Origin of the sequence: Cronobacter malonaticus LMG 23826, assembly GCF_001277215.2 — a bacterium.
Taxonomy (GTDB): Bacteria; Pseudomonadota; Gammaproteobacteria; order Enterobacterales; family Enterobacteriaceae; genus Cronobacter; species Cronobacter malonaticus.
Window position 1 is genome coordinate 200,518 of record NZ_CP013940.1, and the last position, 23,691, is coordinate 224,208.

Here is a 23,691-nt window from a genome sequence, read left to right on the forward strand (position 1 = left end):
AAACGGCGTGTTACCGAAGCGACACGCCGTTTTTTGATTTTTTAGCGGGTTCCGTAAACCACGATGGTTTTGCCGTGGGCGGAGATCAGGTTCTGATCTTCGAGCATTTTCAGAATGCGGCCAACGGTTTCGCGAGAGCAGCCGACGATCTGGCCGATTTCCTGGCGCGTGATTTTGATCTGCATCCCGTCAGGGTGGGTCATCGCGTCCGGCTGTTTCGCCAGGTTCAGCAGGGTCTGCGCGATGCGGCCGGTCACGTCGAGGAAGGCGAGGTTGCCCACTTTCTCAGACGTGACCTGCAGGCGGCGAGCCATCTGCGAGGAGAGACGCATCAGAATATCCGGGTTAACCTGGATCAGCTGACGGAATTTTTTGTAAGAGATTTCAGCTACTTCACAGGCAGTTTTAGCGCGAACCCAGGCGCTGCGTTCCTGACCTTCCTCGAACAAACCCAGTTCGCCGATGAAGTCTCCCTGATTCAGGTACGAGAGGATCATCTCCTTGCCCTCTTCATCTTTGATCAGCACTGCCACTGAGCCTTTAACGATGTAATACAGCGTCTCCGCTTTTTCACCCTGGTGAATCAGCGTGCTCTTAGATGGATACTTATGAATGTGGCAATGTGACAAGAACCATTCAAGAGTCGGGTCTGTTTGCGGTTTGCCAAGCACCATGCGCGGTTATCCTCTGTTTTAAACTGGCTCCAAAGACAGGGCGCGTAACCCCTGTCTGGCTTTGCAATCATCATCTTCCCGGGTCCAGGGAAGTTGGCTGTCCGTGGACATCGCAGCCGATAAATTGTCTTCTCCTCTGCACACATGCGTAACATCAATGTATCGCCGCTGCATCCAGACTGTTTTAGCATAGCTTTTCTCAGGTGTCTCCTGTTGTCTCGTTTCAGCTTGACGCAGGTCGCCCTTCCATTGCCTCTGACGTCGCGCGCGCGTAATCTGTCAGAAAAATGAATAGCCTGGAGTGATTAACATGCATGCACGAGTGAAATGGGTGGAAGGGTTAACCTTCCTGGGCGAGTCCGCCTCCGGGCATCAGATCCTGATGGACGGCAACTCTGGCGACAAAGCGCCGAGCCCGATGGAAATGGTGCTGATGGCCGCGGGCGGCTGCAGCGCGATTGATGTTGTCTCTATTCTGCAAAAAGGCCGTCACGACGTGACCGACTGCGAAGTGAAGCTGACGTCAGAGCGTCGCGAAGAAGCGCCGCGTCTGTTTACGCATATCAACCTGCACTTTGTCGTAACGGGTAAAGCCCTGAAAGATGCGGCAGTGTCGCGCGCGGTGGATCTGTCGGCAGAGAAGTATTGTTCGGTAGCGCTGATGCTCGGCAAAGGGGTCAACATCACTCATTCGTATGAAGTGATTGAAGCGTCATGAGATGACGGGCGGCCCGGCAGGCGCAGCGCCACCGGGCATCGCCGTTACGCTATCTGTTTGCCTTCCATCAGCCGCTGCACCAGCGGCAGCATAATAAGCTCCATCGCGAGCCCCATCTTTCCGCCCGGCACCACCAGCGTATTGATATGTGAAATAAACGAACCCTGTAGCATCGCCAGCAGCCACGGGTAGTCGATGTTATCCAGATTGCGGAAGTGAATAACCACGAAGCTTTCATCAAGCGACGGAATGCCTTTCGCGGCGAACGGGTTGGAGGTGTCCACCGTCGGCACGCGCTGGAAGTTAATGTGGGTACGTGAGAACTGCGGCGTGATGTAGTTGATGTAATCTTCCATTGAGCGCACCACGGAATCCATCACCGCCTCGCGGGAGTGGCCGCGCTCGCTGGTATCGCGGATGAGCTTCTGTATCCACTCCAGGTTGACGATAGGCACCACGCCTACGAGTAAATCGACATGCTTCGCCACGTCATGCTGCGGCGTCACCACGCCGCCGTGCAGCCCTTCGTAAAACAGCACGTCCGTCGGCTCCGGCAGCGGCTGCCACGGCGTAAACGTGCCGGGCACCTGGTTCCACGGCACCGCTTCGTCATAGGTGTGCAGATATTTACGCGACTGCCCTTTGCCGGTCAGGCCGTACTCCACAAAGGTTTGCTCCAGCAGGCCGAAATCGTTCGCCTCCGGGCCGAAATAGCTGATGTGGCGGCCAAGATCGCGCGCTTTGCGAATAGCCATGTCCATCTCCGGGCGCGTGTAGCGGTGAAAGCTGTCGCCTTCCACTTCGGCGGCACGGAGATTCAGCTGGGCGAAAATTTTACGAAACGCGAGGCTGGTGGTGGTGGTTCCCGCGCCGCTGGAGCCTGTGACGGCGATAACCGGATGTTTGGCAGACATAGCGAGACAACTCCCTGAAGCGGCGGGGCAAGGCTCCGCCTGGCAACGTTAACCGCGAAACTGCGAACGCGGCATGATATTGACCGTTTCGTGCAGCTCAGACCACACCAGAACGGCTTCGCCACTTTGCAACTGACGCCGCACGTCGGCGACCTTTTGCTCAAGCGAGCGTTCATGTTCACCATAATCAGTGCCTTCGCGCAAGACGAAGGCTTCAATCAGGCGCTCCAGGGTGTCGGGCGCGATCTCTTGCCAGGGAATGATCATTTATCGGTCCAGATAAGACGTTAACCAGTCAGGAATGCGCTGTTCCAGCCACATTTTGGGCTGACGCAGCGTGCCGCCGACAAAGCCCACGTGACCGCCATGCTCTGTCAGTTGATATTCAATATTAGCAGGCAGCGTGGTGGTGTCGGGGATCACGTGATGATCCATAAACGGGTCGTCTTTGGCTTGGATAATCAGTGTCGGACGGGTGATGCTGGCGAGACGCGGCATCGCGCTGCACTGGCGATAGTAATCGACGGCATCGCTAAAGCCGTGAATTTTCGACGTGATCAAATCATCGAAATCGCGGATGCGGCGCAGGCGCTTAAGCTGGGCGAGTTCAATCGGCAGCGTACCGGGCCAGGCTTTCAGCTTGCGGGTGGCGTTGGCTTTCAGCAGGTTCAGCAGATAGAACTGATAAAAGCGTGAAAAGCCTTTTTCCATATGGTTGCAGCAGTGTTCGAGCATAAACGGCGCGGACACAATCACGCCTGCCGTCAGCGGGAAGCTGGCGTCAATCTCCGCCATCAGGCAGCCGAGCATATTGCCGCCGAGCGAATAGCCCACCGCCGCTGTCGGTACGGTACCGTAACGTTCATCCAGCCAGCGCAGGAAAAAGGTGCCGTCTTCGGTTTCGCCCGAATGGTAGATGCGGCCCAGTTTGTTCGGCACGCCGCTACAGCCGCGAAAGTGCATCACCACGCCGAGCCAGCCACGCGCTTTCGCCGCATGGATAAGTCCGTGGGCGTAAGGGCTGTGCAGGCTGCCTTCCAGACCGTGAAACACCACCAGCCGCGGCTTATGGCGCGCCTGGTCAGGGTTTTCGCTAAACGCCAGGTCGACAAAATCGCCATCCGGCAGATCCAGACGCTGCCAGTGCGGCTCAAACTGCAAACGGCGGCGCAGCACGCGCGGCAGCATGGTTTGCAGGTGTGGATTACTGACTCCCGGCATTGGCTGAAAGTGTGAGGAATCGGTGTTCAGTGCAGGGAGTTCTGCGGGAGTAATGTCGGCCATAGCTGATGTCTTTTATTAGTTCGCTAATTACTATACCGGTTGTTATCCATTTTGTTGATGCTTTGGTGCGGATCACTCGGCCAGTAAATTGCGTGAGAAAAGGTGAATATCGGCATCCGGCTTGCGTCGCCAGAGCCTGGCCTTGCGGGCACCGGTGGCGACGCTCTCGCCAGTCTCTTCAAACATGCCGGACGCCTCAAAGCGGCGGATCAGGCTTTTACGCTGGATGGGCTGGCCGAGAATAATTTCCGTCGCCTCCTGAAGCTGGCTCAGCGTAAAACACTCCGGCAGACAGTAGACCGGCAGGAGCGAATACATCGTCTTCTGGCGCAGGCGGCGCAGCGCGGCCTCGATAATCGTCTGGTGATCGAACGCCAGCTCAATAGCGTCAAGCTCCGCCACTGGCACCCACTGCGCATCGCTGACGGAGGCGATATGCGGCTGACAGTCAACCCAGGCGATCAGCGCAAACCAGGCGGTGGTGAGGCTCCAGCCGCGCGGATCGCGATCCGGGCCAGAAAACGTCTCCAGTTGCTCCAGCCATGACGGGCGCACGCCGGTTTTCTCGGTGAGCTTACGCAGCGCCGTCGCGTGGGTGGAATCATCTTTCTGCATATCGATAAACCCGCCCGGCAGCGCCCAGCGCCCCTGCTGCGGCTGACGGGCGCGCTGTACCAGCAGCACGCAGAGCGCCTGGTCGTGCAGGGTGAACAGCACGCTGTCGACCGTCACCAGCGGGGAAGGGAACCGCGCAGGGTCGTAAGTTTCCAGATATTCCGCTTCAGTGGTCATGCACCGCTCCGTTTAATTGTCTCAGAGACAAGTTTACCAGCCCCGGACGCCGGGACAAAGCGAACCTGTAATGTTTTAATTTTCAGCGACATGCTATTTTTTAGCCAGCGCGGCGAAAATTTCGCTTGCTTATTAGTGTCTCTTGGACAATATTAAATGTGTCGCAAGGACATAAACTAATTAACCGGGGGCGAAAATGATGCAGCCGCAGCTGATGGTAGACGGACAAGAGATTGCAACACAGACCGGGCGTTTTCCTGACGGCGCCGTGTGGGCGAAAGTGACCGGCGAACTGCCGCGCGTCGCCTCGCTGATGCGTATTCGCGCCGCCATGAAAACGATGGACGATTTCATGCTGCTGGCGCAGCTCACCGACGCGGTGCGTCAGCACTGTGACGTGCGCTTCAGCCATCTGGAACTGCCTTGGCTGCCGTATGCCCGCCAGGACAGGCACATGCAGCCGGGTGACAGCTTCGCGCTTAAAGTCTTCGCCCGCCAGCTGAATACCCTCGGTTTCGACAAAGTGATCGTACTTGACCCGCACAGCGAAGCCGCCGCCGCCGCGATTGAAAATCTGGTGGCTATCCCGCAGGAGCGTGGCCTGTTACAAAGCAAGACGCTGGAGCGCGCTCTGAAAGCCGGCGAGTTAATGCTGGTGGCGCCCGATGCGGGCGCGCTTAAAAAAATCCATGCCGTCGCGCAGGCGGCGGGCGTTCATGAGTTCGCCATTCTGACCAAACAGCGCAACGTCGCGACCGGCGAGCTGACCGGTTTTCGTCTGGTGGATGGCGACGTGAAAGGCAAAGCGGTGCTGATTGTGGACGATCTCTGCGATGCGGGCGGCACGTTTATCGGCTCAGCCCAGGTGCTGCGTGATGCAGGGGCAAGCAGCGTCAGCCTCTACGTGACCCACGGCGTGTTTTCTAAAGGCGTCGAAAACCTGCTGAATAACGGCATTGATAAGCTGTATACGACCACCTCCTTCGCGCCCGCTGAACTGGCGCAGGAACGGGTAGAAATGATTGATATCAATACAATTTATAACGCGTAAGGAGAAGGGCGATGAACATGAATCCGATTATGGCTATTGATGGCTACAAAGTATCGCACCGCGAGCAGTACCCGGCAGGCACCACTAAAGTCTATTCCAACTTTACGCCGCGCAGCGACCGTCATTTCCACTCTCCTGTCGCGGACGGCAAGCTGGTGTTCTTCGGCCTGCAGGGTTTTTTGCAATGGTTCCTGGTCGATCTGTTTAACGCGCAGTTCTTCGCGCGCCCTGAGGCGGAAGTGGTAGACGAGTATCAGGCGGTAATGGACAGCTACATCGGCAAAGGCGCGGTCAGCGCAGATCACATTCGCGCGCTGCATCAGCTTGGTTACCTGCCGCTGCATATCAAAGCGCTGGATGAAGGCAGCAAAGTGGCGATGAAAGTGCCGGTTCTGACCATTACCAATACCCTTCCGGAATTCTTCTGGCTGGTGAACTACCTGGAAACGGTACTCTCGGCGGAGCTGTGGAAATCCTCCACCAACGCCACTATCGCGCACCACTACCGGACCATCTGCGAGCGCTGGGCAGAGAAAACCTGCTCTGACATAAGCCACCTGGATTTTCAGTGCCACGATTTCTCGTTTCGCGGCATGTCTGGCCTTCAGGATACCGCGCAGGCGGGCTGCGGCCACCTGCTGAGCTTTAAAGGCACCGATAATATTCCGTCGATGCTCTACGCCCGCGATTACTACACCCAGGGTCAGGAGTGCTTCATTGCCGCGTCCATCCCGGCGACCGAGCACAGCGTGATGTGCATGGGTGAAAAAGAGAGCGAAATCGAGACGTTCCGCCGCCTGATTTGCGATCTCTACCCGAACGGTTTTGTCTCGATTGTGTCGGACACCTGGGACTACTGGCGCGTCATCACGGAATATACCCGTGAACTGAAAACGCAGATTATGGCGCGTGAAGGTCGCGTGGTGTTCCGCCCCGACAGCGGCGACCCGGTGGAGATCCTCTGCGGCACCGGTGCCGATGACGACACGCGCGCTGACCGCACGCCGGAAGAGAAAGGCTCGGTGGAAGTGCTGTGGGAAATTTTCGGCGGCACCGTGAATGACAAAGGCTTCAAAGTGCTCGACCCGCATGTAGGCCTGATTTACGGCGATTCCATTACGCTTGAGCGCGCCGAAGAGATCCTGCGCCGTCTGGCGGCGAAAGGCTTCGCCAGCTCAAATGTGGTGTTCGGCGTCGGTTCGTTTACCTATCAGTACAATACCCGCGATACTTTCGGGTTTGCGATGAAAGCGACATACGGCGAAGTGAACGGCGTAGGCCGCATGATTTTCAAAGAGCCGAAAACCGACAGCGGGCTGAAACGCTCAGCGCGCGGGCTGCTGCGCGTCGAGCGTGACGATAACGGCGATTATCAGCTGTTTGACGAACAGACGCTGGAGCAGGAACAGCAGGGTGAACTGAAAACCCGTTTTCTGGATGGCAACCTTCACGGCGTGGAGCATCTGGAAACCCTGCGCCAGCGCCTGGCGGCGCAGCGTTAATCCCGCCTGCCGGGCGTTCGCGCCCGGCTACTCGCTTTGTAGCATCGCTTCCAGTTGTTCCTGCGCGTCCAGCCACGCCATTTCGCACTCTTCCAGCGCCGCTTTGGTCTTCGCCTGCGTTTGCAGACACTCATTCATCTCCGCTTTGCGAGCCGGATCGTAAATGGCGCTGTCGGCGAGCTTCTCTTCGACGCCCGCAAGCGTGGCGTTGAGCTTTTCCATCTCTTTTTCCAGACGGGTTATCTCTTTACGCAGCGGTTGCGTCTGGGTGCGCAGCTCCGCCTCGCGGCGCTTCTGATCTTTGCGCGCCTGCGCGCTGTTGCCGTTCTCTTTCTCGCGGCTGGCGTCGTCGCTCTGGCTCTCCTGCTTCTGCACGTCGCTGAGCCACTGCTGGTAATCGTCCAGATCGCCGTCGAACGGTTCGACTTTGCCGTCATGCACCAGATAGAGATCGTCGGTGGTGGAGCGGATCAGGTGACGGTCGTGCGAGACCACCACCAGCGCGCCTTCGAATTCGATCAGCGCGTCGGTCAGCGCCTGGCGCATGTCGAGATCCAGGTGGTTGGTCGGTTCATCGAGCAGCAGCAGGTTAGGGCGCTGCCAGACAATCAGCGCCAGCACCAGACGCGCTTTCTCACCGCCGGAGAACCGCTCGGTAACTTCCGTGACTTTATCGCCCTGGAAGCCGAAGCCGCCGAGATAGTCGCGTAGCTGCTGTTCGGTTTCACGCGGGGCGATGCGCGCCAGATGCTGCAACGGCGATTCGTCGGCGCGTAAAAATTCCAGCTGATGCTGCGCGAAGTAACCAAGCTTGATGCCTTTGGCAAGCCCGATGTCACCGCTCACTGGCGAAAGTTCGCCCGCCAGCAGTTTAATCAGCGTCGATTTGCCTGCGCCGTTGCGCCCCAGCAGACCGATGCGTGAGCCGGGCACCAGATTGAGCTTGATGGAGTTCAGAATGATGCGCTCGCCATAACCGGCGCTGACTTTTTCCATTTTCAGCAGTGGATTAGGCAGGCTTTCCGGCGCGCGGAAGCTGAAGTGGAACGGGTTGTCCACGTGGGCAGGCGCAATCAGCTCCATGCGCTCCAGCATTTTGATGCGGCTCTGCGCCTGCTTCGCTTTGGACGCTTTGGCTTTAAAGCGGTCGATAAAGCTTTGCAGATGCGCGACGCGCTGCTGCTGGCTTTCATACGTTGCCTGCTGCTGGGCGAGACGCGTGGCGCGCTGGCGCTCAAACGAGCTGTAGTTGCCGGTGTACTCGAACATATTTTGCTGTTCGATATGAATGATTTTGTCGACCACCGGATCCAGGAAATCACGGTCGTGCGAGATAAGGATCAGCGTACCGTTATAGCTTTTCAGCCATTTCTCCAGCCAGATGACCGCATCGAGATCGAGGTGGTTGGTCGGTTCGTCGAGCAGCAGCAGATCGGAGCGGCAAATCAGCGCCTGCGCGAGGTTAAGACGCATACGCCAGCCGCCGGAGAAATCGCTCACCGGGCGCGTCAGCTGTTCATTGCTGAAGCCCAGCCCGTGCAGAAGGCTCGCGGCGCGCGAGCGAATGGTCCAGGCGTCGATGGCGTCCAGCTTGCCGTGCGCCGTGGCGATGGCGTGACCATCGTTGCGCTCGGTGGCGTCGTTCAGCTCACGCTCAAAGGCGCGGTATTCGCGGTCGCCGTCAATCACATATTCCATGGCGGGCTGCGCGAGCGCAGGCGTTTCCTGATTGACCCATGCGAGCTGCCAGGTGCCTGGGTAGGTGAAACTCCCGCCGTCAGCGCTAATCTCGTTTTTCAGAAGCGACAGGAGCGTGGATTTGCCACAGCCGTTTTTGCCCACCAGGCCCACTTTCTGGCCCGGATTGATCGTGGCGGTGGCGTTGTCCAGCAGCACACGGGTGCCGCGACGAATTTGTAACGAGGAGAAAACAATCATAAGGCGCCGTAGATTCAGACTATGTTAAATTGTCATTATATTCATGTAACGTGATGCTTTGGGCACCGCGTGGGGCCGCCATGGTAGCCCAAAATAGTAACAATGACGACGCCCTGGAGGGGAATGATGTCACAGACAGCGAAAGTTTTGCTGCTGTATGCCCATCCGGAATCTCAGGACTCGGTGGCCAACCGGGTTTTGCTTAAGCCGGCTCTGCAATTACCTAATGTCACGGTGCATGACCTCTATGCCCACTATCCCGATTTCTTTATCGATATCAGTCATGAGCAGGCGTTGCTGCGCGATCACGATGTGATTGTTTTTCAGTTCCCGCTTTACACCTATAGCTGTCCGGCGCTGCTGAAAGAGTGGTTCGACCGCGTGTTGAGCCGCGGTTTCGCGAGCGGCGTGGGCGGCAATGCGCTTGCCGGCAAATACTGGCGCTGCGTCATTACGACCGGCGAGCCGGAGACGGCCTATCGCCCGGACGGGTTTAACCGCTACGCTCTGACCGACATCCTGCGGCCTTTCGAGCTGACCGCCGCCATGTGCCGTATGCACTGGATGACACCGCTGATTATTTACTGGGCGCGGCGTCAGTCGCTTTCCGAACTGGCGTCTCATGGCCGCGCGTATGAACGCTGGCTTGCGGACCCGTTAACGCCGGGAGGCTTCTGATGGAAGGTTCGGACCTGCTGCTGGCAGGCATTCTGTTTCTTTTCGCCGCGGTGGTGGCGGTGCCAATCGCGGCGCGCCTGGGGATCGGCGCGGTGCTCGGCTATTTGCTGGCGGGGATCGCCATCGGCCCGTGGGGGCTTGGCTTTATCAGCGACGTCGACGAGATCCTGCACTTTTCAGAGCTGGGCGTCGTGTTTTTGATGTTTCTGATAGGGCTTGAGCTGAATCCGTCAAAACTCTGGAAACTGCGGCGTTCTATTTTCGGCATTGGCGCAGCCCAGGTGCTGTTAAGCGCCGTGGTGCTGGCGGGCCTCCTGATGCTGACCGATTTCGCGTGGCAGGCAGCCGTGGTGGGCGGCATCGGCCTTGCGATGTCGTCTACCGCGATGGCGTTGCAGTTGATGCGTGATAAAGGCATGAACCGCACCGAAGGCGGCCAGTTAGGATTCTCCGTGCTGCTGTTTCAGGATCTCGCGGTGATCCCGGCGCTGGCGATGGTGCCTCTGCTGGCGGGCAACGGCGATGAACACCCGGACTGGCTGAAAATCGGCATGAAGGTGCTGGCGTTCGCCGTCATGCTGGTCGGCGGACGTTATCTGCTGCGCCCGGTGTTTCGGTTTATTGCCGGTTCCGGCGTGCGCGAGGTGTTTACCGCCGCCGCGCTGCTGCTGGTGCTGGGCTCCGCGCTGTTTATGGATTTGCTTGGGCTTTCTATGGCGCTCGGCACGTTTATCGCGGGCATTCTGCTGGCCGAGAGCGAATATCGCCACGAACTGGAAATCGCCATCGAGCCTTTCAAAGGGCTGCTGCTGGGGCTGTTTTTTATCTCCGTCGGCATGGCGCTGAACCTGGGCGTTCTCTATACCCATATTTTATGGGTCGTGATGAGCGTGGTGGTGCTGGTGAGCGTCAAGATGGCGGTGCTGTATGGTCTCGGGCGTTTCCAGGGGCTGCGGCGCACCGAGCGGCTGCCGTTCGCGGGCGTGCTGAGCCAGGGCGGAGAATTCGCGTTTGTGCTCTTCTCCAGCGCCTCGTCGCAGAAGCTTTTCCACAATGACCAGATGGCGCTGCTGCTGGTAACGGTAACGCTCTCGATGATGACCACGCCGCTGGTGATGAAAGGCATCGACCGACTGCTGGCGCGCCACTTTAACGCACCGGATGAAGACGCCGAAATGCCTTACGTGGAAGATGATAAGCCGCAGGTGATTATCGTCGGCTTCGGGCGTTTCGGGCAGGTGATTGGCCGCCTGCTGATGGCCAACAAAATGCGTATTACGGTGCTGGAGCGCGATATCAGCGCGGTCAACCTGATGCGAAAATATGGCTATAAAGTTTACTATGGTGACGCCACCGAGCTTGAACTGCTGCGCGCCGCCGGGGCCGAATCCGCGCAGTCGATTGTCGTCACCTGCAATGACCCGGAAGATACCATGCGCATCGTGCATCTCTGCCAGCAGCACTTTCCGCGGATGGAGATCCTGGCGCGGGCGCGCGGGCGCGTCGAGGCGCATGAGCTTTTGCAGGCTGGCGTGAAGCAGTTTTCGCGCGAGACGTTCTCCAGCGCGCTGGAGCTTGGGCGTAAGACTCTTATCTCCCTTGGCATGCATCCGCATCAGGCGCAGCGCGCGCAGCTTCACTTCCGCCGTCTTGATATGCGCATGCTGCGCGAACTGATGCCGGTGCATACCGATAACGCGCAAATCTCCCGCGTTCGCGAGGCCAGACGCGAGCTGGAAGAGATTTTCCACCGTGAGATGCAGCAGGAACGACGCCAGCTGGACGGCTGGGACGAATTTGAATAGAAGGTGAACCTATGGCTGTGCGTAAACGTTTTATTGCCGGGGCCGTCTGCCCGAAATGCCAGGCGCAGGATTCTCTCGCCATGTGGCGTGAAAATCAGGTCGATATCGTCGAGTGCGTAAAGTGCGGGCATCAGATGCGCGAGGCGGACAAAGAAGTTCGCGAGAAGGTTCGCAAAGATGAGCAAGTCATAGGGATTTTTCATCCCGACTAGCGAGATGCCCCAGGTTTCTTTAAGCTAAAGGGTACACAGGCGTCGATTTGGGCTACAATCGGCGCCAGTCTTTTTTCCTCACTCAGGAGATATCATGAAAGTAGCAAAAGACCTGGTGGTCAGCCTGGCCTATCAGGTACGTACAGAAGACGGTGTATTGGTTGATGAGTCTCCGGTGAGTGCGCCGCTGGACTACCTGCATGGTCACGGCTCCCTGATTTCCGGCCTGGAAGCGGCGCTGGAAGGTCATGACGTTGGCGATAAATTCGATGTGAACGTAGGCGCTAACGACGCTTACGGTCAGTACGATGAAAACCTGGTACAGCGCGTACCGAAAGACGTCTTCATGGGCGTTGACGAACTGCAGGTTGGCATGCGCTTCCTGGCGGAAACCGATCAGGGCCCGGTACCGGTAGAAATTACCGAAGTGGGCGACGACCACGTTGTGGTTGACGGCAACCACATGCTGGCGGGCCAGAACCTGAACTTCAACGTGGAAGTCGTGGCTATCCGCGAAGCGACCGAAGAAGAGCTGGCTCACGGCCACGTTCACGGCGCGAACGGCCATCATCATGACCACGATCACGATCACGACCACGACGGTTGCTGCGGCGGTCACGGCCATAGCCACGACCACGAACACGGTAAAGGCGGTTGCGGTAACGGCGGTTGCGGTTGCCACTAAGCCTGATAAAAAAGGGGCGCTCCGGCGCCCCTTTTTACTGCCCGCGATTTACCTGTCAGTAATGCGGCGGCGGCGTTTCTTCCGCCTGCGATGCGATCATCGACGGCTGCGAGGCTTTGATTTTCTCCACCATAATTTTGAGCTGTTCGCGCATCTTCGCGAGCTCCAGCTCATGCTTTGTGATGGCGGCGTTTAAGTCTTCAATGGTGGTTTCCTGGAACGCCAGCCGGCTTTCCAGCTCAGCGATGCGGTGTTCAGTCGATTCGTTGTGCATGATGTTTCCCCCTTTGCGTCGCGATTCTACGCAACTTTTCCGGATTCTGCCGGGTTGCTTCAACAGAAAGAAACTTATTTAAACAAATTAAGTCTGAAATAACGCCCGAAACGGAAAAGTGGTTATGTTGATTTCCGCTGCGACGTTTTATAGTACGACTTTCGTTTTTAAGATAACCCTGGGGTGAGAGGCCCCAACCCTGGAGATAATGGATGAAATCACTGTTTAAAGTAACGCTGCTGGCGACCACGATGGCTGTGGCGTTCAACGCGCCTCTGACTTTTGCTGCACCAGCCGCACAGCAGACGCCTGCTGCCGCTGACAGCAAAGCCGCATTCCAGAACGACGATCAGAAATCGGCTTACGCGCTGGGTGCTTCACTGGGCCGTTACATGGAAAACTCCCTGAAAGAACAAGAGAAACTGGGCATCAAACTGGATAAAAACCAGCTGATCGCTGGTGTCCAGGACGCGTTTGCCGATAAGAGCAAACTCTCTGACCAGGAAATCGAGCAGACTCTGCAGGCTTTCGAAACTCGCGTGAAAGGCGCCGCTCAGGCGAAAGTCGAGAAAGACGCGACTGAAAACGAAGCGAAAGGTAAAGCCTTCCGTGACAAATTCGCCAAAGAGAAGGGCGTGAAGACCTCTTCTACCGGCCTGCTGTATAAAGTTGAGAAAGAAGGCACCGGCGCTGCGCCGAAAGAGAGCGACACCGTTGTGGTTAACTACAAAGGCACGCTTATCGACGGCCAGGAGTTCGACAACTCTTACAAACGTGGCGAGCCGCTCTCTTTCCGTCTTGACGGTGTGATCCCGGGCTGGACCGAAGGCCTGAAAAACATCAAGAAAGGCGGCAAAATCAAGCTGGTCATCCCGCCTGAGCTGGCTTACGGCAAAAACGGTGTTCCGGGTATTCCGGCTAACTCCACTCTGGTGTTTGACGTAGAACTGCTGGATATCAATCCGGCGGCGAAAGCAGACGCCGCACCGAAGGCCGCCGCAGGCGATAAAGCCGACGACGCCGCCAAAGCGAAGTAAGACTTCGCAGACCGCCGCCTCCGGGCGGCGGTTTTTTTTATGCGGGCCACGTATAATAAAAGCTGGCTAGTGTTGCGCCCGCTGTATTACTTTAGCGAGTTACGTAACAACTGAATGATGAGTCTGCCCAGACCTTGAGAGACGACAGGCTCGCTGTAAAGGGTGGTATGTTTTCATGTCCAATTCGCTATTAACCAATGAGGCCAGCGAACTCGATCTGCTGGATCAGCGTCCCTTCGAACAGACCGACTTTGACATTTTGCGTTCCTACGAAGCGGTCGTGGACGGGTTAGCGATGCTCATCGGCTCCCACTGTGAAATTGTGCTGCATTCCCTGCAGGATCTGAAATGCTCGGCCATCCGCATCGCTAATGGCGAACACACGGGGCGTAAAATCGGCTCGCCGATTACCGATCTGGCACTGCGTATGCTGCACGATATGACCGGCGCTGACAGCAGCGTGTCAAAATGCTATTTCACCCGCGCGAAAAGCGGCGTGCTGATGAAATCGGTGACTATCGCCATCCGTAACCGGGAGCACCGTGTCATCGGCCTGCTGTGCATTAACATGAACCTGGATGTGCCGTTCTCCCAGATAATGAGCACTTTTGTGCCGCCGGAAACGCAGGAAGTGCCGTCTTCCGTGAACTTTGCCTCGTCCGTGGAAGATCTTGTGACCCAGACGCTGGAGTTCACCATTGAAGAGGTGAACGCGGACCGCAACGTCTCGAACAATGCCAAGAACCGCCAGATTGTCCTTAACCTTTACGAGAAAGGTATTTTTGATATTAAGGACGCTATTAACCAGGTGGCCGACCGGCTGAATATCTCCAAGCACACGGTTTATCTGTATATCCGCCAGTTTAAAAACGGCGATTTTCAGGGACATGAACGTTAATGCGCTTTGCCCTGATGGTAACCGGCCCGGCCTATGGCACGCAGCAGGCGAGCAGCGCCTTACAGTTTGCGAAAGCGTTGCTGGCAGAAGGCCACAGCCTTGAGAGTGTCTTTTTTTATCGGGAAGGGGTCTATAACGCTAATCAGCTCACATCGCCCGCAAGCGACGAGTTTGATCTGGTGCGCGCCTGGCAACAGCTGCACGACGAAAACGGCGTCGCGCTGCACATCTGTGTGGCGGCTGCGCTACGCCGCGGGGTGACGGATGAAAATGAAGCGCGAGCGCAGGGGCTGCCTGGTGCCAATCTTCAGCCCGGGTTTCAGCTGAGTGGCCTGGGCGCGCTGGCCGAAGCCGCGCTGACCTGCGACAGAGTGGTAGAGTTTTAATGAAACAGGTGGCTTTTGTCTTTACCCAGGCGGCGCATGGCACCGCAGCCGGCCGTGAAGGACTCGACGCGCTGCTGGCGATGTCTGCGTTAACGGAAGAGATTGGCGTCTTTTTTCTGAGCGACGGCGTTTTTCAGATTCTGCCAGGCCAGAATCCGCAGGCGATCCTGAGCCGCGACTATATCTCTACCTTTAAAGTTCTGCCGTTGTACGATATTGAGCGCTGCTATATTTGCCGGGAATCGCTGCAGGAGCGCGGGCTTAGCGACAAACACGATTTTGTGATTGATGTCGAAGCGCTCGACGCCGACGCGCTGCGCGAACGCCTCGATAGTTACGACGTCGTGCTGACATTTTAAGGAACGTCATGCTGTATACGCTTTCTCACTCGCCCTGGCAGGTAGATATTCACGCGCTGCTGCGCCTTGTGCGTCCGGGCGATGACATTCTTCTCATGCAGGACGGCGTGGTCGCCGCGGTTAAAGATAACGGCCATCTCGCCACGCTGCTGGCGTCGCCCGCCCGGGTCGTCGCCTTACAAAACGATGTGGAAGCTCGCGGGCTTACTGCTCAAATTTCGAGCAGTATCGATACGATTAGCTATACTGAGTTCGTCAAACTTACCGTAAAACACGCAAGCCAGATGGCCTGGTAACGTGCAAACGCTGTATATTTCTTGACACCCTTAAAGCACAGCCCTAAAATTCCGCGTCCTCATATTATATGAGGGCGATTTATTACGTGTTTACGAAGCAAAAGCTATAAAACCAGGAGCTATTTAATGGCAACAGTTAACCAGCTGGTTCGCAAACCTCGCGCTCGCAAAGTTGCTAAGAGCAACGTGCCGGCGCTGGAAGCTTGCCCGCAAAAACGTGGTGTATGTACTCGTGTATATACCACCACTCCGAAAAAACCGAACTCCGCACTGCGTAAAGTATGCCGTGTTCGTCTGACTAACGGTTTTGAAGTGACTTCCTACATCGGTGGTGAAGGTCACAACCTGCAGGAGCACTCCGTGATCCTGATCCGTGGCGGTCGTGTTAAAGACCTCCCGGGTGTTCGTTACCACACCGTGCGTGGCGCGCTTGACTGCTCCGGCGTTAAAGACCGTAAGCAGGCTCGCTCCAAGTATGGCGTGAAGCGTCCTAAGGCTTAATGGTTCTCCGTTAAGTAAGGCCAAACGTTTTAACTTTAATGTCAAACTAAACTCGTAGAGTTTTGGACAATCCTGAATTAACAACGGAGTATTTCCATGCCACGTCGTCGCGTCATTGGTCAGCGTAAAATTCTGCCGGATCCGAAGTTCGGATCAGAACTGCTGGCTAAATTTGTCAATATCCTGATGGTAGATGGTAAAAAATCTACTGCAGAATCAATCGTATACAGCGCGCTGGAGACCCTGGCTCAGCGCTCTGGTAAATCTGAACTGGAAGCTTTCGAAGTCGCTCTCGAAAACGTGCGCCCGACTGTAGAAGTTAAGTCTCGCCGCGTTGGTGGTTCTACCTACCAGGTTCCGGTTGAAGTCCGTCCGGTTCGCCGCAATGCTCTGGCAATGCGTTGGATCGTTGAAGCTGCTCGTAAACGCGGTGATAAATCCATGGCTCTGCGCCTGGCGAACGAACTTTCTGATGCTGCTGACAACAAAGGTACTGCAGTTAAGAAACGTGAAGACGTTCACCGTATGGCAGAAGCCAACAAGGCGTTCGCACACTACCGCTGGTAATCCCTGCGGCATGTTAGTCACCAGACGGGCGCTTCAGGTAAGCCGCCCGCTCTGGGTAACTTATCCTGAACGCCTAAGGCAATAGAGGAATCAAATGGCTCGTACAACACCTATTGCACGCTACCGTAACATCGGTATCAGTGCGCACATCGACGCCGGTAAAACCACTACTACCGAACGTATTCTGTTCTACACCGGTGTAAACCACAAAATCGGTGAAGTTCATGACGGCGCCGCAACTATGGACTGGATGGAACAGGAGCAGGAGCGTGGTATTACCATTACCTCCGCTGCGACTACCGCATTCTGGTCTGGTATGGCTAAGCAGTATGAACCGCACCGTATCAACATCATCGACACCCCGGGGCACGTTGACTTCACCATCGAAGTAGAACGTTCCATGCGTGTCCTTGACGGTGCGGTAATGGTTTACTGCGCAGTTGGTGGTGTTCAGCCGCAGTCTGAAACCGTATGGCGTCAGGCTAACAAATACAAAGTTCCGCGTATTGCGTTCGTTAACAAAATGGACCGCATGGGCGCGAACTTCCTGAAAGTTGTTGGTCAGATCAAATCCCGTCTGGGCGCGAACCCGGTTCCGCTGCAGCTGGCGATTGGTGCTGAAGAAGGCTTCACCGGTGTTGTTGACCTGGTGAAAATGAAAGCCATCAACTGGAACGATGCAGACCAGGGCGTAACCTTCGAATACGAAGATATCCCGGCTGACATGCAGGACCTGGCTGACGAATGGCACCAGAACCTGATCGAATCCGCTGCTGAAGCTTCTGAAGAGCTGATGGAGAAATACCTGGGCGGTGAAGAACTGACTGAAGAAGAGATCAAAAAAGCTCTGCGTCAGCGCGTTCTGAACAACGAAATCATCCTGGTAACCTGTGGTTCTGCGTTCAAAAATAAAGGCGTACAGGCGATGCTGGATGCGGTAATTGATTACCTGCCATCCCCGGTTGACGTACCTGCGATCAACGGTATCCTGGACGACGGTAAAGATACTCCGGCTGAGCGTCACGCTAGCGATGAAGAGCCGTTCTCTGCACTGGCGTTCAAAATCGCTACCGACCCGTTCGTTGGTAACCTGACGTTCTTCCGCGTGTACTCTGGTGTGGTTAACTCTGGTGATACCATCCTGAACTCCGTGAAATCCGCACGTGAGCGTTTCGGTCGTATCGTACAGATGCACGCTAACAAACGTGAAGAGATCAAAGAAGTTCGCGCGGGCGACATCGCTGCGGCAATCGGTCTGAAAGACGTGACCACTGGTGACACTCTGTGTAACCCGGATCACCCGATCATTCTGGAGCGCATGGAGTTCCCTGAGCCGGTAATCTCTATCGCGGTTGAACCGAAAACCAAAGCTGACCAGGAAAAAATGGGTCTGGCTCTGGGCCGTCTGGCTAAAGAAGACCCGTCTTTCCGCGTATGGACTGACGAAGAATCTAACCAGACCATCATCGCTGGTATGGGTGAGCTGCACCTCGACATCATCGTTGACCGTATGAAGCGTGAGTTCAACGTTGAAGCTAACGTAGGTAAACCTCAGGTTGCTTACCGCGAAGCGATTCGCAGCAAAGTTACCGACATTGAAGGTAAACATGCTAAGCAGTCTGGTGGTCGCGGTCAGTACGGTCACGTTGTGATCGACATGTACCCGCTGGAGCCGGGCTCTAACCCGAAAGGTTACGAGTTCATCAACGACATCAAAGGTGGTGTGATTCCTGGCGAATACATCCCGGCCGTTGATAAAGGCATCCAGGAGCAGCTGAAGTCTGGTCCGCTGGCAGGTTACCCGGTAGTAGACATCGGTATCCGTCTGCACTTCGGTTCTTACCACGACGTTGACTCCTCTGAACTGGCGTTTAAACTGGCAGCTTCTATCGCCTTTAAAGAAGGCTTTAAGAAAGCAAAACCAGTTCTGCTTGAGCCGATCATGAAGGTTGAAGTAGAAACTCCGGAAGAGAACACTGGTGACGTTATCGGTGACTTGAGCCGTCGTCGCGGTATGCTGCGTGGTCAGGAATCCGAAGTAACTGGCGTTAAGATCCACGCTGAAGTTCCGCTGTCTGAAATGTTCGGATATGCAACTCAGCTGCGTTCTCTGACCAAAGGTCGTGCATCATACACTATGGAATTCCTGAAGTATGATGATGCGCCGAACAACGTTGCTCAGGCCGTTATCGAAGCCCGTGGCAAATAAGCCGCAGGGTTAAAACCAAAGTCCCGTGCCCTCTCGGCGAGGGGGCACTATAGTAAGGAATATAGCCGTGTCTAAAGAAAAATTTGAACGTACAAAACCGCACGTCAACGTCGGTACTATCGGCCACGTTGACCATGGTAAAACTACCCTGACCGCTGCCATCACTACCGTTCTGGCGAAAACCTACGGTGGTTCTGCTCGTGCATTCGACCAGATCGATAACGCGCCGGAAGAAAAAGCTCGTGGTATCACCATCAACACCTCTCACGTTGAATATGACACCCCGACCCGCCACTACGCGCACGTTGACTGCCCGGGCCACGCCGACTACGTGAAAAACATGATCACCGGTGCTGCTCAGATGGACGGCGCTATCCTGGTTGTTGCTGCGACTGACGGCCCGATGCCGCAGACCCGTGAGCACATCCTGCTGGGTCGTCAGGTAGGCGTTCCGTACATCATCGTGTTCCTGAACAAATGCGACATGGTTGATGACGAAGAGCTGCTGGAACTGGTTGAGATGGAAGTGCGTGAGCTGCTGTCTCAGTACGACTTCCCGGGCGACGACACCCCGATCGTTCGTGGCTCTGCTCTGAAAGCGCTGGAAGGCGACGCAGAGTGGGAAGCGAAAATCATCGAGCTGGCTGGTCACCTGGATTCCTACATCCCGGAACCGGAGCGCGCGATTGACAAGCCGTTCCTGCTGCCGATCGAAGACGTATTCTCCATCTCCGGTCGTGGTACCGTTGTTACCGGTCGTGTAGAGCGCGGTATCATCAAGGTTGGTGAAGAAGTTGAAATCGTGGGTATCAAAGACACCGCGAAATCCACCTGTACCGGCGTTGAAATGTTCCGCAAACTGCTGGACGAAGGCCGTGCGGGCGAGAACGTAGGTGTTCTGCTGCGTGGTATCAAACGTGAAGAAATCGAACGTGGTCAGGTACTGGCTAAGCCGGGCTCCATCAAGCCGCACACCAAGTTCGAATCTGAAGTGTACATTCTGTCCAAAGACGAAGGCGGCCGTCACACTCCGTTCTTCAAAGGCTACCGTCCGCAGTTCTACTTCCGTACAACTGACGTGACTGGCACCATCGAACTGCCGGAAGGCGTGGAGATGGTAATGCCGGGCGACAACATCAAAATGGTTGTTACCCTGATCCACCCGATCGCGATGGATGACGGTCTGCGTTTCGCAATCCGCGAAGGCGGCCGTACCGTTGGCGCGGGCGTGGTTGCTAAAGTTCTCGGCTAATTGCTACAGAATTGAAAAGGGCGCTTCGGCGCCCTTTTTGTTTTATAAGGAAAAGTAGTTTGAAAACATGGTTTGCCGCTGAATAAGCCTTTTCCGCATCATAAAAGACTGCTCCAGTCTCGTTGTAACCATAACCATTCTCATTTACACTCTGTGCATAAACTGAACGGGAGTCATCATGTACGTTTGTTTGTGTAACGGTATCAGCGATAAAAAAATACGGCAGGCGGTTCGCCAGCATCATCCCCAGTCCTTCCAGCAGCTTCGTAAATTTATGCCAATCGGTAATCAGTGCGGTAAATGCGTCCGTGCGGCGCGAGAAATTATGCAGGATGAACTGATGCAAATTCCGGAGTACCAGGAAATTGCGTAGCCAGAGATTTTGACTTCCTCGCCAACCCATCTACGCTTCATGTAGTGGAAGCGGAGGGAAGCAAAATGAAAGGTGATATCAAGATAATAAATTATCTCAATGAATTATTGGGAAACGAGCTTGTCGCAATCAATCAGTACTTTCTCCATGCAAGAATGTTCAAGAACTGGGGCCTTATGCGCCTCAACGACGTTGAGTATCATGAATCCATTGATGAGATGAAGCACGCCGATATTTATATTGAGCGTATTCTCTTTCTTGAGGGGATCCCCAACCTTCAGGACCTGGGCAAGTTACACATTGGTGAAGACGTAGAAGAAATGCTGCGCTCCGATCTCAATCTTGAGATGGAGGGCGCGAAAGACCTTCGCGAGGCCATCGCCTACGCCGATTCTATTCATGACTACGTCAGCAGGGACATCATGATAAAAATCCTTGAGGACGAAGAGCACCATATTGACTGGCTGGAAACTGAACTGGATCTTATCGGTAAAATTGGCCTGCAAAACTACATTCAGTCTCAGATTAAAGAGCAAAGCTAGCCTTCAAAGATTTGCTACCTGGAATGTAAAGACGCTGCATATCAGCCCCGCTGCCGCCAGACATGGCCCAAAAGGTAGCGGGGTTTTACGTAAGGGAGCTTTGCCTTTTATCTGACAGACAACAAACGCAGCTATAAGACCCATTACAGATGCAATGATTAGCAACAGACTAAGTAACTGCCAACCGTGCCAGGCGCCCAGGGCACCTAAGAATTTCACATCGCCATATCCCAGCCCTTCATAACCACGCAGAAAACGATAAGCCCAGTAGAAAAAACATAATAGAAGGTATCCGACCAACGCCCCGGCGACGGCATCCGCCAGATGCTGTGGCGCAAATATGAGATGGTAAGAAAGACCCATCCACAGGAGAGGGCAGGTGAGACGGTCAGGTAGCAGACCATCACGAATATCTTTAATCACGAGCCCTGCGTTTAACAGCACATATGCTGAGATCCATATCGCGACCATTTTTCTTCCCTGAATTGCGCCACTTATAACACCGTAAAATACGCTTTCCAGCAGTTACGATAAATCTACTTCATTCAATAATGCGTGTGGTTTTCCAGAAGAAAAATGCGAAGCACTGGCGTGATACACGGGACTGCGAGACGGTACGAAAGAATGTTTAATTTCTAATCATTGCTTGCGTCCTCGTCAGATTTACGTATAATGCGCGGGCTTGTCATTAATGACGGCTGGTTCGATATGAACCCTGATAGCTTCTTTTTGGCTATCAAACAATGCTCCCAATCGGGGAGCTACGTAAGAACGATTACACTCTCCCATCAATCGTAATGGGTTCGAGGAGTAATCATTTTCGTCTATAAAATAATTGGAGCTCTGGTCTCATGCAGAACCAAAGAATCCGTATCCGCCTGAAAGCGTTTGATCATCGTCTGATCGATCAATCAACCGCGGAAATCGTCGAGACTGCTAAGCGCACTGGTGCGCAAGTCCGTGGTCCGATCCCGCTGCCGACCCGCAAAGAGCGCTTTACCGTTCTGATCTCCCCGCACGTTAACAAAGACGCGCGCGATCAGTACGAAATCCGCACTCACAAGCGTCTGGTTGACATCGTTGAGCCAACCGAGAAAACCGTTGATGCTCTGATGCGTCTGGATCTGGCTGCCGGTGTAGACGTGCAGATCAGCCTGGGTTAATCAGGTCATTGAGCGATTGAGAGGTTGAAACAATGATTGGTTTAGTCGGTAAAAAAGTGGGTATGACCCGCATCTTCACTGAAGAAGGCGTTTCTATCCCAGTAACCGTAATCGAAGTTGAAGCAAACCGCGTTACTCAGGTTAAAGACCTGGCTAACGACGGCTACCGCGCTGTGCAGGTTACCACCGGTGCTAAAAAAGCTAACCGCGTAACCAAGCCGGAAGCGGGTCACTTCGCTAAAGCTGGCGTAGAAGCTGGCCGTGGTCTGTGGGAATTCCGTCTCGCTGATGGCGAAGAATACACCGTAGGTCAGAGCATTAGCGTTGAGCTGTTTGCTGAAGTTAAAAAAGTTGACGTAACTGGCACCTCTAAAGGTAAAGGTTTCGCCGGTACCGTTAAGCGCTGGAACTTCCGTACCCAGGACGCTACCCACGGTAACTCCTTGTCTCACCGCGTTCCGGGTTCCATCGGTCAGAACCAGACTCCGGGCAAAGTATTCAAAGGCAAGAAAATGGCAGGTCAGCTGGGTAACGAACGTGTAACCGTTCAGAGCCTGGACGTAGTACGTGTTGACGCTGAGCGCAACCTGCTGCTGGTTAAAGGTGCTGTCCCGGGTGCAACCGGTAGCGACCTGATCGTTAAACCAGCTGTGAAGGCGTGAGGAGATAGCAATGGAATTAGTACTGAAAGACGCGCAGAGCGCGCTGACTGTTTCCGAAACTACCTTCGGTCGTGATTTCAACGAAGCGCTGGTACACCAGGTTGTAGTTGCTTACGCAGCTGGTGCTCGTCAGGGTACTCGTGCTCAGAAGACCCGTGCTGAAGTAACTGGCTCCGGTAAAAAACCGTGGCGCCAGAAAGGTACCGGCCGTGCGCGTTCTGGTTCCATCAAGAGCCCGATCTGGCGCTCTGGTGGCGTAACCTTCGCTGCGCGTCCGCAGGACCACAGTCAAAAAGTTAACAAAAAGATGTACCGCGGCGCGCTGAAAAGCATCCTGTCCGAACTGGTACGTCAGGATCGTCTGATCGTTGTCGAGAAGTTCTCTGTAGAAGCGCCGAAAACCAAGCTGCTGGCACAGAAACTGAAAGACATGGCTCTGGAAGATGTGCTGATCATCACCGGTGAACTGGACGAAAACCTGTTCCTGGCCGCACGTAACCTGCACAAGGTTGACGTACGCGATGCTACAGGTATCGACCCGGTTAGCCTGATCGCCTTCGACAAAGTCGTAATGACTGCTGATGCTGTTAAGCAAGTTGAGGAGATGCTGGCATGATTCGTGAAGAACGTCTGCTGAAGGTGCTGCGCGCACCGCACGTTTCTGAAAAAGCGTCTACTGCGATGGAAAAAACCAACACCATCGTTCTCAAAGTTGCTAAAGACGCGACTAAAGCAGAAATCAAAGCTGCTGTGCAGAAACTGTTTGAAGTCGAAGTCGAAGTCGTTAACACCCTGGTAGTTAAAGGGAAAGTTAAACGTCACGGACAGCGTATCGGTCGTCGTAGCGACTGGAAAAAAGCTTACGTCACCCTGAAAGAAGGCCAGAATCTGGACTTCATCGGCGGCGCTGAGTAAGTCG

The 23,691-nt window shown here is 55.1% G+C and carries 30 protein-coding genes; 22 read left to right on the plus strand and 8 right to left on the minus strand.

The genetic code is table 11. The annotated features are described in order from the left end of the window. Nucleotides 1-41 precede the first annotated feature (41 nt). A complete protein-coding gene (crp, locus tag AFK66_RS00865) occupies nt 42-674 on the minus strand; it encodes a cAMP-activated global transcriptional regulator CRP (protein WP_000242758.1) in 633 nt (210 codons plus the stop codon). Between the two features lie 310 nt (nt 675-984). Between crp and AFK66_RS00870 the strand changes: the two genes are divergently transcribed. Next, complete coding sequence (locus tag AFK66_RS00870) at nt 985-1,392, plus strand: OsmC family protein (protein WP_004386596.1); 408 nt, start codon at nt 985-987, stop codon at nt 1,390-1,392. Between the two features lie 44 nt (nt 1,393-1,436). Here the strand turns inward: AFK66_RS00870 and AFK66_RS00875 are convergent, their stop codons facing one another. From AFK66_RS00875 to AFK66_RS00890, 4 genes are all read right to left on the minus strand, one after another. Beyond that, nucleotides 1,437-2,306 carry a phosphoribulokinase gene (locus tag AFK66_RS00875; protein ID WP_004386597.1) on the minus strand — a complete coding sequence of 290 codons (870 nt, stop codon included), beginning with the start codon at nt 2,304-2,306 and terminating at the stop codon, nt 1,437-1,439. Between the two features lie 48 nt (nt 2,307-2,354). Continuing rightward, nucleotides 2,355-2,573 (minus strand): YheU family protein, encoded by a 219-nt coding sequence (locus AFK66_RS00880; RefSeq protein WP_004386598.1) that lies wholly within the window; start codon nt 2,571-2,573, stop codon nt 2,355-2,357. Further along, nucleotides 2,574-3,590, minus strand: coding sequence for a hydrolase (locus AFK66_RS00885; protein WP_050555980.1), 1,017 nt, complete (start codon nt 3,588-3,590; stop codon nt 2,574-2,576). It lies immediately after the preceding gene. A gap of 72 nt (nt 3,591-3,662) precedes the next feature. Then, the gene (locus AFK66_RS00890; protein WP_004386600.1) at nt 3,663-4,382 is read right to left on the minus strand and encodes an NUDIX hydrolase; all 720 of its coding nucleotides are present in this window, start codon (nt 4,380-4,382) and stop codon (nt 3,663-3,665) included. A gap of 196 nt (nt 4,383-4,578) precedes the next feature. On the opposite strand from AFK66_RS00890, the gene prs reads away from it, so the two are divergent. Further along, nucleotides 4,579-5,433, plus strand: a complete 855-nt coding sequence (prs, locus tag AFK66_RS00895) for a ribose-phosphate diphosphokinase (protein ID WP_023897868.1) — start codon at nt 4,579-4,581, stop codon at nt 5,431-5,433. Between the two features lie 11 nt (nt 5,434-5,444). After that, nucleotides 5,445-6,935 carry a nicotinate phosphoribosyltransferase gene (locus AFK66_RS00900; protein ID WP_023897869.1) on the plus strand — a complete coding sequence of 497 codons (1,491 nt, stop codon included), beginning with the start codon at nt 5,445-5,447 and terminating at the stop codon, nt 6,933-6,935. Nucleotides 6,936-6,962: 27 nt separating this feature from the next. Here AFK66_RS00900 and AFK66_RS00905 read toward each other — a convergent pair whose 3' ends face one another. Next, nucleotides 6,963-8,873 (minus strand): ABC transporter ATP-binding protein, encoded by a 1,911-nt coding sequence (locus AFK66_RS00905; RefSeq protein WP_007778736.1) that lies wholly within the window; start codon nt 8,871-8,873, stop codon nt 6,963-6,965. A 126-nt stretch (nt 8,874-8,999) separates the two neighbouring features. On the opposite strand from AFK66_RS00905, the gene kefG reads away from it, so the two are divergent. The 4 genes from kefG (at nt 9,000) to slyD (ending at nt 12,253) form a co-directional block, all read left to right on the plus strand. Further along, the gene (gene kefG, locus AFK66_RS00910; RefSeq protein ID WP_032968454.1) at nt 9,000-9,551 is read left to right on the plus strand and encodes a glutathione-regulated potassium-efflux system ancillary protein KefG; all 552 of its coding nucleotides are present in this window, start codon (nt 9,000-9,002) and stop codon (nt 9,549-9,551) included. Beyond that, nucleotides 9,551-11,356 carry a glutathione-regulated potassium-efflux system protein KefB gene (kefB, locus tag AFK66_RS00915; protein ID WP_023897870.1) on the plus strand — a complete coding sequence of 602 codons (1,806 nt, stop codon included), beginning with the start codon at nt 9,551-9,553 and terminating at the stop codon, nt 11,354-11,356. The genes kefG and kefB overlap by 1 nt, the downstream gene beginning before the upstream one ends. A gap of 11 nt (nt 11,357-11,367) precedes the next feature. Then, a complete protein-coding gene (locus AFK66_RS00920) occupies nt 11,368-11,568 on the plus strand; it encodes a YheV family putative zinc ribbon protein (RefSeq protein ID WP_004386608.1) in 201 nt (66 codons plus the stop codon). A gap of 94 nt (nt 11,569-11,662) precedes the next feature. Continuing rightward, nucleotides 11,663-12,253 (plus strand): peptidylprolyl isomerase, encoded by a 591-nt coding sequence (gene slyD, locus AFK66_RS00925; RefSeq protein WP_007778727.1) that lies wholly within the window; start codon nt 11,663-11,665, stop codon nt 12,251-12,253. A gap of 55 nt (nt 12,254-12,308) precedes the next feature. On the opposite strand, the gene AFK66_RS00930 is transcribed toward slyD, so the two are convergent. Beyond that, the gene (locus AFK66_RS00930; RefSeq protein WP_007778724.1) at nt 12,309-12,527 is read right to left on the minus strand and encodes a SlyX family protein; all 219 of its coding nucleotides are present in this window, start codon (nt 12,525-12,527) and stop codon (nt 12,309-12,311) included. Nucleotides 12,528-12,739: 212 nt separating this feature from the next. Here AFK66_RS00930 and fkpA point away from each other — a divergent pair, with 212 nt between their 5' ends. From fkpA to bfr, 11 genes are all read left to right on the plus strand, one after another. Next, entirely contained in the window at nt 12,740-13,564 is an 825-nt protein-coding gene (fkpA, locus tag AFK66_RS00935) for an FKBP-type peptidyl-prolyl cis-trans isomerase (RefSeq protein ID WP_007778721.1), read from the plus strand. Between the two features lie 175 nt (nt 13,565-13,739). Next, complete coding sequence (locus AFK66_RS00940; protein ID WP_004386612.1) at nt 13,740-14,462, plus strand: helix-turn-helix transcriptional regulator; 723 nt, start codon at nt 13,740-13,742, stop codon at nt 14,460-14,462. Continuing rightward, nucleotides 14,462-14,848: a sulfurtransferase complex subunit TusD gene (gene tusD, locus AFK66_RS00945; RefSeq protein ID WP_007778717.1), complete on the plus strand. Its 387-nt coding sequence runs from the start codon at nt 14,462-14,464 to the stop codon at nt 14,846-14,848. Before AFK66_RS00940 ends, tusD begins: the two co-directional genes overlap by 1 nt. After that, complete coding sequence (gene tusC / locus AFK66_RS00950) at nt 14,848-15,207, plus strand: sulfurtransferase complex subunit TusC (protein WP_007778716.1); 360 nt, start codon at nt 14,848-14,850, stop codon at nt 15,205-15,207. Before tusD ends, tusC begins: the two co-directional genes overlap by 1 nt. An 8-nt stretch (nt 15,208-15,215) precedes the next feature. Then, nucleotides 15,216-15,503, plus strand: coding sequence for a sulfurtransferase complex subunit TusB (gene tusB / locus AFK66_RS00955; protein ID WP_007778713.1), 288 nt, complete (start codon nt 15,216-15,218; stop codon nt 15,501-15,503). A gap of 126 nt (nt 15,504-15,629) precedes the next feature. Then, nucleotides 15,630-16,004 carry a 30S ribosomal protein S12 gene (gene rpsL, locus AFK66_RS00960; protein ID WP_000246815.1) on the plus strand — a complete coding sequence of 125 codons (375 nt, stop codon included), beginning with the start codon at nt 15,630-15,632 and terminating at the stop codon, nt 16,002-16,004. Between the two features lie 96 nt (nt 16,005-16,100). Continuing rightward, nucleotides 16,101-16,571 carry a 30S ribosomal protein S7 gene (rpsG, locus tag AFK66_RS00965; protein WP_001138042.1) on the plus strand — a complete coding sequence of 157 codons (471 nt, stop codon included), beginning with the start codon at nt 16,101-16,103 and terminating at the stop codon, nt 16,569-16,571. 94 nt (nt 16,572-16,665) lie between these two features. After that, nucleotides 16,666-18,780, plus strand: a complete 2,115-nt coding sequence (gene fusA / locus AFK66_RS00970; RefSeq protein ID WP_007778706.1) for an elongation factor G — start codon at nt 16,666-16,668, stop codon at nt 18,778-18,780. Nucleotides 18,781-18,847: 67 nt separating this feature from the next. Beyond that, complete coding sequence (tuf, locus tag AFK66_RS00975) at nt 18,848-20,032, plus strand: elongation factor Tu (protein WP_007872666.1); 1,185 nt, start codon at nt 18,848-18,850, stop codon at nt 20,030-20,032. Nucleotides 20,033-20,210: 178 nt separating this feature from the next. Then, nucleotides 20,211-20,405 (plus strand): bacterioferritin-associated ferredoxin, encoded by a 195-nt coding sequence (gene bfd / locus AFK66_RS00980; protein ID WP_007702510.1) that lies wholly within the window; start codon nt 20,211-20,213, stop codon nt 20,403-20,405. A 65-nt stretch (nt 20,406-20,470) separates the two neighbouring features. Beyond that, complete coding sequence (gene bfr, locus AFK66_RS00985; protein ID WP_007778699.1) at nt 20,471-20,947, plus strand: bacterioferritin; 477 nt, start codon at nt 20,471-20,473, stop codon at nt 20,945-20,947. Between the two features lie 3 nt (nt 20,948-20,950). Here the strand turns inward: bfr and AFK66_RS00990 are convergent, their stop codons facing one another. Beyond that, nucleotides 20,951-21,418, minus strand: coding sequence for a prepilin peptidase (locus tag AFK66_RS00990; RefSeq protein ID WP_007778697.1), 468 nt, complete (start codon nt 21,416-21,418; stop codon nt 20,951-20,953). Between the two features lie 380 nt (nt 21,419-21,798). On the opposite strand from AFK66_RS00990, the gene rpsJ reads away from it, so the two are divergent. From rpsJ to rplW, 4 genes are read left to right on the plus strand one after another with little or no spacing between them, the layout of a single operon-like run. Then, nucleotides 21,799-22,110, plus strand: coding sequence for a 30S ribosomal protein S10 (gene rpsJ, locus AFK66_RS00995; protein WP_001181005.1), 312 nt, complete (start codon nt 21,799-21,801; stop codon nt 22,108-22,110). Between the two features lie 32 nt (nt 22,111-22,142). After that, nucleotides 22,143-22,772 carry a 50S ribosomal protein L3 gene (rplC, locus tag AFK66_RS01000; RefSeq protein WP_007681261.1) on the plus strand — a complete coding sequence of 210 codons (630 nt, stop codon included), beginning with the start codon at nt 22,143-22,145 and terminating at the stop codon, nt 22,770-22,772. A 10-nt stretch (nt 22,773-22,782) separates the two neighbouring features. Then, nucleotides 22,783-23,388: a 50S ribosomal protein L4 gene (gene rplD / locus AFK66_RS01005; protein ID WP_000424395.1), complete on the plus strand. Its 606-nt coding sequence runs from the start codon at nt 22,783-22,785 to the stop codon at nt 23,386-23,388. Beyond that, the gene (rplW, locus tag AFK66_RS01010; protein ID WP_004388606.1) at nt 23,385-23,687 is read left to right on the plus strand and encodes a 50S ribosomal protein L23; all 303 of its coding nucleotides are present in this window, start codon (nt 23,385-23,387) and stop codon (nt 23,685-23,687) included. Before rplD ends, rplW begins: the two co-directional genes overlap by 4 nt. Nucleotides 23,688-23,691: the final 4 nt, after the last annotated feature.

Excerpts from the sequence above, each read along its gene's own strand:
- tusB (WP_007778713.1), top strand. The coding sequence starts at position 15,216 with ATGCTGTATACGCTTTCTCACTCGCCCTGGCAGGTAGATATTCACGCG.
- fusA (WP_007778706.1), top strand. The coding sequence starts at position 16,666 with ATGGCTCGTACAACACCTATTGCACGCTACCGTAACATCGGTATCAGT.
- AFK66_RS00900 (WP_023897869.1), top strand. The coding sequence starts at position 5,445 with ATGAACATGAATCCGATTATGGCTATTGATGGCTACAAAGTATCGCAC.
- rpsG (WP_001138042.1), top strand. The coding sequence starts at position 16,101 with ATGCCACGTCGTCGCGTCATTGGTCAGCGTAAAATTCTGCCGGATCCG.
- AFK66_RS00870 (WP_004386596.1), top strand. The coding sequence starts at position 985 with ATGCATGCACGAGTGAAATGGGTGGAAGGGTTAACCTTCCTGGGCGAG.
- rpsL (WP_000246815.1), top strand. The coding sequence starts at position 15,630 with ATGGCAACAGTTAACCAGCTGGTTCGCAAACCTCGCGCTCGCAAAGTT.
- rpsJ (WP_001181005.1), top strand. The coding sequence starts at position 21,799 with ATGCAGAACCAAAGAATCCGTATCCGCCTGAAAGCGTTTGATCATCGT.
- rplD (WP_000424395.1), top strand. The coding sequence starts at position 22,783 with ATGGAATTAGTACTGAAAGACGCGCAGAGCGCGCTGACTGTTTCCGAA.
- bfd (WP_007702510.1), top strand. The coding sequence starts at position 20,211 with ATGTACGTTTGTTTGTGTAACGGTATCAGCGATAAAAAAATACGGCAG.
- AFK66_RS00940 (WP_004386612.1), top strand. The coding sequence starts at position 13,740 with ATGTCCAATTCGCTATTAACCAATGAGGCCAGCGAACTCGATCTGCTG.
- fkpA (WP_007778721.1), top strand. The coding sequence starts at position 12,740 with ATGAAATCACTGTTTAAAGTAACGCTGCTGGCGACCACGATGGCTGTG.
- AFK66_RS00890 (WP_004386600.1), bottom strand. The coding sequence starts at position 4,382 with ATGACCACTGAAGCGGAATATCTGGAAACTTACGACCCTGCGCGGTTC.
- AFK66_RS00920 (WP_004386608.1), top strand. The coding sequence starts at position 11,368 with ATGGCTGTGCGTAAACGTTTTATTGCCGGGGCCGTCTGCCCGAAATGC.
- rplC (WP_007681261.1), top strand. The coding sequence starts at position 22,143 with ATGATTGGTTTAGTCGGTAAAAAAGTGGGTATGACCCGCATCTTCACT.
- kefB (WP_023897870.1), top strand. The coding sequence starts at position 9,551 with ATGGAAGGTTCGGACCTGCTGCTGGCAGGCATTCTGTTTCTTTTCGCC.
- tusD (WP_007778717.1), top strand. The coding sequence starts at position 14,462 with ATGCGCTTTGCCCTGATGGTAACCGGCCCGGCCTATGGCACGCAGCAG.
- AFK66_RS00875 (WP_004386597.1), bottom strand. The coding sequence starts at position 2,306 with ATGTCTGCCAAACATCCGGTTATCGCCGTCACAGGCTCCAGCGGCGCG.
- kefG (WP_032968454.1), top strand. The coding sequence starts at position 9,000 with ATGTCACAGACAGCGAAAGTTTTGCTGCTGTATGCCCATCCGGAATCT.
- AFK66_RS00880 (WP_004386598.1), bottom strand. The coding sequence starts at position 2,573 with ATGATCATTCCCTGGCAAGAGATCGCGCCCGACACCCTGGAGCGCCTG.
- tusC (WP_007778716.1), top strand. The coding sequence starts at position 14,848 with ATGAAACAGGTGGCTTTTGTCTTTACCCAGGCGGCGCATGGCACCGCA.
- prs (WP_023897868.1), top strand. The coding sequence starts at position 4,579 with ATGATGCAGCCGCAGCTGATGGTAGACGGACAAGAGATTGCAACACAG.
- rplW (WP_004388606.1), top strand. The coding sequence starts at position 23,385 with ATGATTCGTGAAGAACGTCTGCTGAAGGTGCTGCGCGCACCGCACGTT.
- bfr (WP_007778699.1), top strand. The coding sequence starts at position 20,471 with ATGAAAGGTGATATCAAGATAATAAATTATCTCAATGAATTATTGGGA.
- AFK66_RS00885 (WP_050555980.1), bottom strand. The coding sequence starts at position 3,590 with ATGGCCGACATTACTCCCGCAGAACTCCCTGCACTGAACACCGATTCC.
- AFK66_RS00905 (WP_007778736.1), bottom strand. The coding sequence starts at position 8,873 with ATGATTGTTTTCTCCTCGTTACAAATTCGTCGCGGCACCCGTGTGCTG.
- slyD (WP_007778727.1), top strand. The coding sequence starts at position 11,663 with ATGAAAGTAGCAAAAGACCTGGTGGTCAGCCTGGCCTATCAGGTACGT.
- crp (WP_000242758.1), bottom strand. The coding sequence starts at position 674 with ATGGTGCTTGGCAAACCGCAAACAGACCCGACTCTTGAATGGTTCTTG.
- AFK66_RS00930 (WP_007778724.1), bottom strand. The coding sequence starts at position 12,527 with ATGCACAACGAATCGACTGAACACCGCATCGCTGAGCTGGAAAGCCGG.
- AFK66_RS00990 (WP_007778697.1), bottom strand. The coding sequence starts at position 21,418 with ATGGTCGCGATATGGATCTCAGCATATGTGCTGTTAAACGCAGGGCTC.